This window comes from Bartonella sp. AA81SXKL, assembly GCF_042196945.1.
Lineage (GTDB): Bacteria > Pseudomonadota > Alphaproteobacteria > Rhizobiales > Rhizobiaceae > Bartonella.
The window spans coordinates 1-1,135 of the sequence record NZ_JBHIRH010000102.1; the positions used below are offsets into that span (position 1 = coordinate 1).

Sequence of the window (1,135 nt, forward strand, 5' to 3'; positions counted from 1 at the left end):
AATCCCTGCCGAAATCAAGCGAGGAGACAGATGAAAAAGCAATTTATTATAGTAGGAATGGTTACCCTTTTGGGAATGATAAATTTGGCACATGCAAGCAATTTTGATGGAAGTCATTTAGGTAGTAGCGTGCGGCTAAATCTTTTAAGGGCACAGATTCTTTCGGAATCACATACTAAACAGAATTCACCTGCTCCATCGCCACAACCTGCTCCATCGCCACAACCTGCTCCATCGCCACAACCTGCTTCACCGCCACAACCTGCTCCATCGCCACAACCTGCTTCACCGCCACAACCTGCTCTATCAGCAGAATATTCGGAAATCCTTCAGCTTTTAAAAAAAGGAGAAATTATTGAGCTCTTAAAAAAGCAGCTTGATTCGAAAAGACAACAACTTTCACAAGTAGAAAAAGCTTATCAGGCTATAACAAAGGATCAGAAAACAAACCCAAAGCAAATAGACTTTTCTAGTTTTTTTCTTAAAGAGCCAGAATTTCTTTATACAGACAGTAAGCTTTCAAGGCAATCATATCAAGAGGTCTTGGAGGAAGAAAACAAAGTTTCTGGGAACTTTGATCAAATCAGCAAAGCTATTTCTGGGCGTTTACAATCTGTATCTGTTCAAGATAAAGCTGTGAGTTTGGAAAGTTTTGAAAACATAGAAAGTCGTTTTCAATACCTCAGAGGACTACTCGATGAGCTTCAAACAAAAGAAAAACTGAAAGACATTGCAGATCTTCAAGCACATATCGATGGTACATTAGCTATGATCCAAAATGAATCTATAAAGATGCAAATGGTAGCGTATTTACGTAAAGCTGAGCAATCACTTCTCAAAAGGAAAAGACGCGAACTTGATATGATGTTTTTTAACAATGAAAAAAAACAGATACCGATCATACGATGAACACAAAAGCTAATTTACAGGGTTCAGTACTATCCCAATAATTCAAAGAGACACAGAGATTTTATCAAAGCCAAGATATCGTGGTGAAAATACTTAGGGACTGTATAAATGCAAATGAAGTGTTTAGCATGTATCTATGTTTCAAGGTGATAAAAAGTTGAAAATTCGTTAAAGAGGAATGCCATGAACTTCACTATGTTCACGCAACTTTTCGATAAAATTAACC

Annotated in this window: 1 protein-coding gene; it reads left to right on the top strand. The window is 37.4% G+C overall.

The features are described from left to right. The first annotated feature begins 30 nt into the window (after window positions 1-30). On the top strand, window positions 31-909 hold the full coding sequence (locus ACFINZ_RS09820) for a type IV secretion system protein (RefSeq protein ID WP_375701417.1): 879 nt from the start codon (window positions 31-33) through the stop codon (window positions 907-909). The last annotated feature ends 226 nt before the right edge of the window (window positions 910-1,135 follow it).

What these genes read in the sequence shown, in the direction of transcription:
- ACFINZ_RS09820 (WP_375701417.1), top strand. Translation starts at nt 31, where the DNA reads ATGAAAAAGCAATTTATTATAGTAGGAATGGTTACCCTTTTGGGAATG.